This is a genomic window from Romboutsia sp. 13368, assembly GCF_018336475.1.
Taxonomy (GTDB): Bacteria; Bacillota; Clostridia; order Peptostreptococcales; family Peptostreptococcaceae; genus Romboutsia.
On record NZ_CP048741.1, the window covers coordinates 2,120,169 to 2,130,545 of the forward strand.

The 10,377-nt window shown below is 29.5% G+C and carries 11 protein-coding genes; 1 reads left to right on the forward strand and 10 read right to left on the reverse strand.

Annotation, left to right across the window (positions count from 1 at the left end; translation table 11 throughout):
• Positions 1 to 61: 61 nt before the first annotated feature.
• The 10 genes from spoVAE to G3997_RS08880 form a co-directional block, all read right to left on the reverse strand.
• Entirely contained in the window at positions 62 to 424 is a 363-nt protein-coding gene (gene spoVAE, locus G3997_RS08835) for a stage V sporulation protein AE (protein WP_296645414.1), read from the reverse strand.
• A 13-nt stretch (positions 425 to 437) separates the two neighbouring features.
• On the reverse strand, positions 438 to 1,451 hold the full coding sequence (gene spoVAD, locus G3997_RS08840; protein ID WP_296645415.1) for a stage V sporulation protein AD: 1,014 nt from the start codon (positions 1,449 to 1,451) through the stop codon (positions 438 to 440).
• 12 nt (positions 1,452 to 1,463) lie between these two features.
• Positions 1,464 to 1,904: a stage V sporulation protein AC gene (spoVAC, locus tag G3997_RS08845; RefSeq protein WP_296645416.1), complete on the reverse strand. Its 441-nt coding sequence runs from the start codon at positions 1,902 to 1,904 to the stop codon at positions 1,464 to 1,466.
• 4 nt (positions 1,905 to 1,908) lie between these two features.
• A complete protein-coding gene (locus G3997_RS08850; protein WP_296645417.1) occupies positions 1,909 to 2,325 on the reverse strand; it encodes a stage V sporulation protein AB in 417 nt (138 codons plus the stop codon).
• A gap of 11 nt (positions 2,326 to 2,336) precedes the next feature.
• Complete coding sequence (locus G3997_RS08855; RefSeq protein WP_296645418.1) at positions 2,337 to 2,924, reverse strand: stage V sporulation protein AA; 588 nt, start codon at positions 2,922 to 2,924, stop codon at positions 2,337 to 2,339.
• Positions 2,925 to 3,007: 83 nt separating this feature from the next.
• A complete protein-coding gene (gene sigF, locus G3997_RS08860) occupies positions 3,008 to 3,775 on the reverse strand; it encodes an RNA polymerase sporulation sigma factor SigF (protein ID WP_296645419.1) in 768 nt (255 codons plus the stop codon).
• A 26-nt stretch (positions 3,776 to 3,801) separates the two neighbouring features.
• Positions 3,802 to 4,230, reverse strand: coding sequence for an anti-sigma F factor (gene spoIIAB, locus G3997_RS08865; RefSeq protein ID WP_296645420.1), 429 nt, complete (start codon positions 4,228 to 4,230; stop codon positions 3,802 to 3,804).
• A gap of 13 nt (positions 4,231 to 4,243) precedes the next feature.
• Positions 4,244 to 4,579: an anti-sigma F factor antagonist gene (gene spoIIAA, locus G3997_RS08870; protein WP_296645421.1), complete on the reverse strand. Its 336-nt coding sequence runs from the start codon at positions 4,577 to 4,579 to the stop codon at positions 4,244 to 4,246.
• A 295-nt stretch (positions 4,580 to 4,874) separates the two neighbouring features.
• The gene (locus G3997_RS08875) at positions 4,875 to 6,500 is read right to left on the reverse strand and encodes a DEAD/DEAH box helicase (RefSeq protein WP_296645422.1); all 1,626 of its coding nucleotides are present in this window, start codon (positions 6,498 to 6,500) and stop codon (positions 4,875 to 4,877) included.
• 140 nt (positions 6,501 to 6,640) lie between these two features.
• Positions 6,641 to 7,585, reverse strand: coding sequence for a calcium/sodium antiporter (locus G3997_RS08880; protein WP_296645423.1), 945 nt, complete (start codon positions 7,583 to 7,585; stop codon positions 6,641 to 6,643).
• Positions 7,586 to 7,891: 306 nt separating this feature from the next.
• On the opposite strand from G3997_RS08880, the gene pflB reads away from it, so the two are divergent.
• The gene (pflB, locus tag G3997_RS08885) at positions 7,892 to 10,123 is read left to right on the forward strand and encodes a formate C-acetyltransferase (RefSeq protein WP_296645424.1); all 2,232 of its coding nucleotides are present in this window, start codon (positions 7,892 to 7,894) and stop codon (positions 10,121 to 10,123) included.
• Positions 10,124 to 10,377: the final 254 nt, after the last annotated feature.

A 10,377-nucleotide genomic window follows, 5' to 3' on the forward strand; every position in this document is an offset into this window, starting at 1 on the left:
ATTAAATTGTAATTTATTTTTAATAATACTTTTATTTTAAGTTATTAATATTTATATAGTTTTAAGGTTTTGCTTTTGGTGTAAATACAACTGCCATAATATATCCAAAGAATATTGCTGCAGCTATACCTCCACCACATGCTGTTAAACCTCCTGTAAAAACACCAAGTAGTCCATCTTTATCTATTGCCATTTTAGTACCTTTAGCTAATGTATGACCAAATCCTATTATAGGTACCGTTGCACCAGAACCTCCAAACTCAACAATAGGTTCATAAATACCTAAAAAGCTTAAAATTACACCAATTGTAACATAGCTAACCAATACATATGGTGACTGCATTTTAAAATAATCCATCAGTATTTGTGCAATTAAACAAATAATTCCTCCTACAAAAAATACTTTTATATAATCTAATAACAAATTCATCCACCCCCTAATCATTTTCAATAACTACAGCATGTGCAACACATGGTATTGTTTGTTTTTGCAGTGTACTAGTTGGAGATAATAAAGCACCTGTAGACACTAGCATTACTTTATTAAACTCTTTTTTTAATAATTTTTGATAAATATATCCTGCAAATACAGTTGCAGAACATCCACATCCACTACCTCCACAATGTACATCTTGTTTTTCTAAATTAAACATCTCTATACCACAGTCTGTATAAACATTTGATATATCAATGCCCTTTTTCTTTAGAAAATCTTCTGTTATTTGTTTTCCTAATGTTCCTAAATCTCCAGTTGCAATTATATCAAAACTATTTGGGTCATCCTTTGTATCATTAAAATATGAATATATTGTATCTATAGCTGCTGGTGCCATAGCGGCTCCCATATTATTTCCATCATCGATACCTTCATCTATTACTTTTCCAACGGTTATATATCTTATTTTAGGACCTTTTTCATTTGGAGCTATTAATACTGACCCTGCACCAGTTACAGTCCATTGCGCTGTCATTGGTTTTTGATTTCCTAACTCTAAAGGAAATCTAAATTGCCTCTCAGCTGTACAGTAATGACTTGATGTGCCCGATAGTACTAAATCTGCAAATCCACCATCAATAAGCATTGCATTTAAACACATTCCTTCAGCCATCGTTGAACAAGCACCATATATACCAAAAAATGGTATGCCAAGTTCTCTTGCTGCAAATGATGCTGGTAGTATTTGATTTATTAAATCCCCACCTAAAAGATAATTTACCTCCTCGAGTTTTTTACCTGCCTTTTTAACTGCAACTTGCATAGCTGTTTGAACCATCTTACTTTCAGCCAATTCCCATGACTTTTCTCCATATAAATCATCATCTAAAATAATATCAAAATAATCTTTTAAAGGTCCATCACCTTCCTTAGGTCCTACTATAGATGCTGCTGATATTATCGTTGGATTATTTTGTAATTTTACAGTTCTTTTTCCTACTCTTTTATTTGCCATATTTTCATCTCCTTATTTTATAAGAGTAAAAATATAATAGAAAAATCCACATATAATAGACGATCCTATTCCATACACTAATACTGGTCCTGCAATTTTAAATAAATTAGCTCCAACACCTAAAACAAAACCTTCTCTTTTAAACTCCATAGCTGGAGATACTATAGAATTAGCAAATCCTGTTATTGGAACTATTGATCCAGCTCCTGCTCTCTTTCCTATTAAATCGTATACTCCTAATCCAGTTAAAAGAGCACCTATAAATATTAGTGTCATAGAAGTTGCTGTTCCTGCTGATAGCTTATCTAAATTACCAATTTTTGAATATAAATCATTTATTATCTGTCCTATTACACAAATGATTCCACCAACTATAAATGCTAATGTATAGTTTTTTAAATAGGTTGGTTTAGGGCTAATTTCATCTACATATTTTTTATAATTTTTACCCAAGTTTTCATCCTCCTTCTATTATTCTCCATCCTATGATAGCTCCTATAATTTTGCCTATTAATAAAGATATTATTATATATTTTAAATATAAAGTTGGTATTTTTAATCGCCTTGATACTATTGGTATGTAATCTAGTATTTCAGTTAGTCCTGAACTTAAAAATCCTATAAATATTCCATATGAAAGTCCTAGTATTAATACCCCTATTTTACCTATTGATATGCTTATATTTTGAATAGATATTAAAGACCCTAATAAAGCACCTATAACTATTATCTTTTCATAAAAGTTTATAAATGACCTTGTATTACTTATCTGGGCCATTCGTGGTATTATTCCAACTAATATTAATAGTGCAATCACGCCTGCACCTACCATTATTCCAGATGATAACCCAAATACTATTAAAAATAATTTCAATTTTAAGCCTCTTACTTAGTATTTCTAAGCTCATTTTCAATTTCTTTATTTAAAGATTTCATTTTTAAATCCAAAGGGCTAGGTTCATTTTTAGCATAAGTAGGAATAAACTTATTAAAAAAAAGTGCAACTCCTAATCCTATGCCTATTGAATATGGTATTTGAAAATAAGGTAAATACTTCTTAGGATTTTTAGTTAGTGCATTAACCATAGTACTTTGAGAATGTATCATATTTACATCTGCATGAAAATTCATTATTCCCATTATAGACCCCATGAGAACAACTATAGATACCAACAAAACCCTTAAATATTTGGTTCTATCTTTTTTATTGCTATTGAAAAATATTATTACATCATCAGTTTTCAAAAATGTTATATGAGCAGTAGATATCTTTTTCTTTACTTTATCAATCACTTCACCTATATGTATAACATCATAATTTGAATTTTGGTTTTCATAATTTCTTATACATATATTTCCTATTTCTTGTTCATACTCTTTTGGATATATATAATAAATATCTTTTAAGTAAATCTTTTTTGTAGTAAAGTTAAATGGATTTAACCTTATAGGTATTAAGTAAATATCTTCCATATAAAACCTCCCTTTTATTTATTATTTCTTAAACAAAAAAAAATAAACCCTTAATCTAAATATAAATTAAGGATTTATCTTAGTTAACTAATATATGATTTTAATTTTGACAATACTTTCTTCTCGATTCTAGAAACCTGAACTTGGGATATATTTAATAATTCTCCAATTTCACTTTGAGTTCTATCTTCAAAATATCTTAACATTATTATTTGTCTTTCTCTTTTTTCTAGTTTTCCAAGTACTTCTTTAAGTAAGAGATTTTCTACAACTTTTTCTTCTTCACTTTCACCCTTTTGACTTATTTTATCTATTAGACATATTGGAGAACCTTCTTCCTCATGTATTACCCCATGTAAGTATTCAACAGAAAAATTAGACTCCATTGCCATTACTAAATCTTCCTTTTCTACATCTAATTCTTTTGCTAATTCTTCTATACTTGGTTCTCTACCTAACTTTTTACTTAAAGCCTCACTTGTAGTTTTTGCTTTTATTGCTATTTGCTTTAGAGACCTAGATACTTTTACCATACCATCATCTCTTAAATACCTTTTTATTTCACCTAGTATCATAGGAACTGCATATGTAGAGAATTTTACATTAAATCTTGAATCAAATTTATATATAGCTTTAATTAAACCTATTGACCCTAATTGGAATAAATCATCTCTATCATAGCCTATGTTTAAAAATTTTGACACAACACTTCTAACTAGGCCTAAATTATTTTCTATTAATATCTCCTTAGCCCTTTCATCACCATTATTTTGAACTTTTTCAATAAGTTCAAGAGTTTCTTCATGGCTAAGTAATGCTTTTTTTTCTTGTTTTTTTGCAGTTATCCCCATAATAAAACCTCTATTCTTTTTGGTCTTTATTCAGGCAAGTTTATATTTTTTGTCATAACTATTTTTGTTCCTTCATCTTTTATTGAACTTACCGTTACATCATCCATAAAACTTTCCATTACAGTAAACCCCATACCTGACCTTTCAAGTTCTGGCTTTGATGTATAAAGTGGTTGCATAGCCATTGAAATATCTTCTATTCCATGTCCTCTATCTTCTATTACTACTTTTATAGTGTTATTATGTATCTCACATCTTAAATATACAAATTTTGATTCATCTTCATCATACCCATGTATAATAGAATTGGTAACAGCCTCTGATACAGCAGTTTTTATATCCGCTATTTCATCTAATGTTGGATCTAGCTTAGCTGCAAAAGATGCAACTATAACTCTTGCTAAACTTTCATTTTCAGATTTGGCAGAAAATTTCACTTCCATAATATTATTCATAATATATTCCCCCTTACAAAGAACTTGCTACTTCTTCATATGTATCGTAGATGTTTATTATTTTATTCATACCTGATAAGTTAAATATTTTTTTTACTCTATCATTTACATTTACTACTGATACTTTTCCACCTTCATTGGAAATTTTTTTGTATCTACCTATAATTACACCTATACCTGATGAATCCATAAATCTAATATTTTTAAAATCAAATACTATATTTTTAACTGATTTAGAATCTAATATAATATCTATTTTATCTCTAACTTCATTAGTTATATGATGGTCCAGTTCACTAGCTAAAAATTCTATAACTAAATTTTTTTCTTCTAAAGAACATCTTATCATTAGTATTTTCCCCCTATATTATATAAAGTGTTAATATATTATGAATTCTATAGTATTAAATATTATCCTTCAATAAAATTTAACTACTTTTGTTTTATTGTGTCTTAAAAAACTTCTTATCTGTTATTTGAATACTCATATTAGATATATCTCTACCATATTAAGTTAAGATTAATAAGATTTAATTACCATATTTCTCTATCATCCATAAGTATTATTGCATGTACTACAATTTAATTATTAGATTTCAATCCAACAATTAATATGTAATATCTACAATACTCCTATAAATTAATTATTTTCTTTTTCTGTTAGCTCTTTCTATATTTATCTTATTTCCTTTTATTTTTATATCTTTCATTTTTTCTAATACCTTTTTAGCATTTTGCTTAGGTACTTCAACGAAAGTATATTTGTCATATATATCTATTGTTCCAACTAATTTACCAGGTATTCCAACTTCTCCAGCTATAGCTCCTAATATATCTTTAGCTTGAACTCTTTGATTTCTACCAACATTTATAAATAGTCTTATCATACCTTCTCTAGCTCCAGTATCTTTAGACTTTGAACGTCCTTCTCTACGATTTCTTGATGGCTCTTCAACTATTTCTTGCTTCTCTTCATCACCTAAAGCTATCTTTAAAAGAGCCGCTGCTATATCAACTACACCATACTCAGTTTCTGATTCTGAACAGAAGTTTTCTAACCATTGTATTTGCTTAGTTAGATGACCTGCTTCTACAACCTCTTTAACTTGATTAAAGAATGTACTTACTTTCTTTTCTTCAACATCAGCAACTGATGGTATATCATGCTTAACTAATTTAGTTTTAGTATATCTTTCTATATCTCTCATTTTTCTCATTTCTTTTCCAAATACGAATGAGAATGATATACCACTTCTACCTGCTCTACCAGTTCTACCGATTCTGTGTACATAGTACTCTTCATCTTGTGGTAAATCGTAGTTAAATACAGCTTCAACATCATCAACATCTATACCTCTAGCTGCAACATCTGTAGCTACTAGTATATCTATTGTTCCATTTCTGAACTTATCCATTACTATATCTCTTTGTGTTTGCTTTAAGTCACCGTGTAATGCATCTGCAAAGTATCCTCTTGCTTGTAAATCACTAACTAATTCATCTGCACCTTTTTTAGTATTACAGAAAACTACAGATAATTTAGGATTATATACATCTATTAATCTACTTAATACTTCTAATTTATTAGCCGATCTTGTTTCTATATAATATTGCTTTATGTTAGGAACTGTAAGTTCTTTTCTAACAACTTTTATATGTTCTGGATCTTTTTGATATTTTTTAGTTAACTCTAATATACCTTTTGGCATAGTAGCTGAGAAGAAAGTAGTTTGTCTTTCTTCTGGAGTTTTACTTAGAATCATCTCTATATCTTCTCTGAATCCCATATCTAACATTTCATCAGCTTCATCTAATATAACCATTTTTACATTATCCATTTTTAATGTTTTACGGTTTATATGGTCTATAACACGTCCTGGAGTACCTATTACTATTTGAACTCCACCCTTTAATGCCTTTATTTGTCTTTCTATTGGCTGTCCACCATATACAGGTAAACTTTTTATTCCGTGCATATATTTACCTATTTTTCTTATTTCAGTTGAAACTTGTATTGCAAGTTCTCTAGTCGGACAAAGAACTACTGCTTGTAAATTTTTCTCTTCAGGATTTATCATTTCTAATACTGGTATACTGAATGCCGCTGTTTTTCCCGTACCTGTTTGAGCTTGTCCTATAACATCTTTACCCGATAAAATCACAGGTATAGACTGTGATTGTATCGGAGATGGTTCTTCAAATCCCATTTCTATTACAGCTCTTTTTATATCATCACTTATTGGTAAGTCTTCAAATTTTATTATATTCATATGTTGTTTCCTTTCCGTTATCAGTTTATCTAACCTATCCATTATATATTTATTTGAGATAATATGCAATTAATATTTTACCCTTCTCATATGTATAATATTCAGGATGATATAAAATATATTTCTTACCTATTTACATGTTATAAAGTTCCTATATATATTAAGTAAATAGTCAGCATTATTAAACCTTGTAGTCTATACAATTTATTATTCTTAATAGTTGGTAATATTAATGTAAGTAGTAATAATATCATAAAAGGAAAATCTATATTCATATTTTGAGATAATATAGGTATATCATTTGGTATAGAAGATATTCCTATTACAGATACTATATTTAGTATGTTTGCACCTAATACATTTCCAACAGATATTGCATGATGATTTTTCTTTATCGCAGTTAGCGATGATACTAATTCTGGTAAAGATGTTCCAAGTGCTATAACTGTAAGACTTATTACTCCTTGAGGTACACCAATCCATTCTGCTATTATTACACCATTATCTACTAATAATCTTGAGCCTATAACCATCATAATTAAACCTAAAGCAAAAAGTAAAACTACCTTTGACCATTCACCTAAGCTATTATTACTTTTAGCTTTAGATAAATTATTACTCTTAGATTTACTACTATCTCCTCCTACACTTTTATAATTTGAATACATATATATTACAAGCATAAGTAAAAGTGGTATTGAATCTAATTTTGTTATATTCTTATCTATTCCTAATAAAAGTAATAATACGACACAAACTAATAACAATACTGACTTAGACAAAAACATATTCTTATCAACTTTAAAAGGACTTATAAATGCTACTAAACCTAAAATTAATCCTGTATTACAAATAATTGATCCAACTGCATTTCCCAAACTCATGGTAGTATGTCCATCTAAAGATGCAAATAATGACACTGTAAGTTCAGGCAATGTAGTAGCAAAACTTACTATAGTAGCACCTAATATAATTTCTGATATATTAGTTTTCTTTCCTATATCTACTGTGCAGTTTATAAATATATCAGCCCCTTTTGTAATTAAGAAAAATCCGATAAAAAATAGTATTATTTTACCAATCATATACAAACACCCCCTTATATTAATAGATATTCAGAGTGATCATATATATGCTATTATTTTTATACATTTGCATATACAATATAATAAAATAATAAAAAAACAATAAGGTTTGAAAATATACAATAACTTACATATATTACGACTATAACGACAAAATAACTAATTTTTCGAATATATTTTCTTGTATACAAAATACTAATCATATGTTATTATTATATTGTTAAAAATTATCTAGCTAGATTTAATATAAATATAACAAACAAAAATAAAAAAATTTAAAACCTTAACTTATAGGAGGCTATTCAAATGAAAGCATGGCAAGGATTTAAAGAAGGTAAATGGACTAAAGAAATAGATGTTAGAGGGTTCATTCAAGCAAACTACACTCCATATGAAGGAGATGACTCTTTCTTAGCTGGTGCAACTGAAAACACTAAGCAATTATGGGATGAAGTAATGGAATTATTCAAAAAGGAAAGAGAAAATGGTGGTACTCTAGATGTTGATACTAAAACAGTATCTGCTATAGATGCTTATGCACCTGGATATATAAATAAAGATAAGGAAACTGTAGTAGGTTTACAAACTGATGCACCTTTAAAGAGAGCTATAATGCCAGAAGGTGGTATAAGAATGGTTGAGTCTGCTTGTGAAGCTTACGGATTCAAATGTGATCCAGAAGTAAGTGAAATATTCACTAAGTACAGAAAGACTCATAACCAAGGAGTTTTCGATGCTTATACTTCAGAAATGAGAGCTGCTAGAAAATCTGGTATAATAACTGGTCTTCCAGATGCTTACGGAAGAGGTAGAATAATAGGGGACTACAGAAGAGTTGCTTTATACGGTGTTGATAGATTAATAGAAGATAAGGAACAACAAAAATTATCTTTAGAAGTTTCTTGCATAGATGAAGATGTAATAAGATTAAGAGAAGAAATATCTGATCAAATAAAAGCTTTAAAAGCATTAAAGAGAATGGCTGAATCTTACGGATTCGATATATCTGGACCAGCTACTAACTCAAGAGAAGCTGTACAATGGTTATACTTCGCTTACTTAGCAGCTATAAAAGATCAAAATGGTGCTGCTATGTCAATAGGTAGAACTTCTACTTTCTTAGATATATACTTCGAAAGAGATTTAGCTGCTGGTACTATAACTGAAGAAGAAGTTCAAGAATTAATGGACCACTTCGTTATGAAATTAAGAATGGTTAAATTCTTAAGAACTCCAGATTACAATGAATTATTCTCAGGAGACCCAACTTGGGTAACAGAATCTATAGGTGGACAAGGTATAGATGGTAGAACATTAGTAACTAAAACTTCATTCAGGGTTTTAAATACTCTTTACACTATAGGACCATCTCCAGAACCAAACTTAACAGTACTTTGGTCTAAAGATTTCCCACAAGGATTCAAAGACTTCTGTTCTAAAGTATCTATAGATACAAGTTCAGTTCAATATGAAAACGACGACTTAATGAGACCTTACTGGGGAGATGACTACGCTATAGCTTGTTGTGTATCTGCAATGAGAGTTGGTAAGCAAATGCAATTCTTCGGTGCTAGAGTTAACTTAGCTAAAACATTATTATACGCTATAAACGGTGGGGTTGATGAAAAATCAGGTGCTCAAGTAGGACCAAGATTCGAACCAATAACTTCTGAATACTTAGATTACGATGAAGTAATGGCAAGATTCGAACCATTCACTGATTGGTTAGCTAACTTATACGTAAATACATTAAACGTAATCCACTACATGCATGATAAGTACTCTTATGAAGCATTAGAAATGGCTTTACATGACAGAGATGTATTCAGAACTATGGCTTGTGGTATAGCTGGTTTATCAGTTGCTGCTGACTCATTATCTGCTATAAAACATGCTAAAGTTAAAACTATAAGAAACGAAGCTGGTATAGCTGTTGACTTCGAAATAGAAGGAGACTATCCAAAATACGGAAACAACGATGATAGAGTTGACGAAATAGCTTGCTACTTAGTTGAGTCTATGATGAACAAAATAAGAAAGAACAAAACTTATAGAAATTCAGTTCATACTCAATCAGTATTAACTATAACTTCAAACGTTGTTTACGGTAAGAAAACTGGTAACACTCCATGTGGTAGAAGAGCTGGTGCTCCATTCGCTCCAGGAGCAAACCCAATGCACGGAAGAGATAATAGTGGTGCGTTAGCTTCATTATCATCTGTTGCTAAATTACCATACGAGCATTCTCAAGATGGTATATCTAATACTTTCTCTATAGTACCTGGTGCTTTAGGAAAAGACATGAGCGAAAGAGTTAGAAACCTTTCTTGCATGATGGATGGATACTTCGGAGATGGAGCTCATCACTTAAACGTTAACGTATTTGATAGAGCTACTTTAGAAGATGCTATGGAACATCCAGAAAAATATCCTCAATTAACTATAAGAGTTTCAGGATACGCTGTAAACTTCATCAAGTTAACTAAGGAACAACAATTAGACGTTATAAACAGAACATTCCACGGAAAAATGGCTTAATTTATAACTTCAAATAAAATTTATAATTAAATCTTACCTCCCGCTCACTAGTAGGATTTAATACAATCAATAATCAAAGTATATATATTTTTTAGAGTGTAAGTCTCATCAACTTACACTCTCTTTTTTTTATATTTATTATTCCAATCTTTCTAAATTACTATTCAAAATATGTTTTTTATAGTTTACTACTCTTCTCTTCTAATACATTTTAATAATATTTTTACTTATATAAGTTTTYAAATAATCTATAT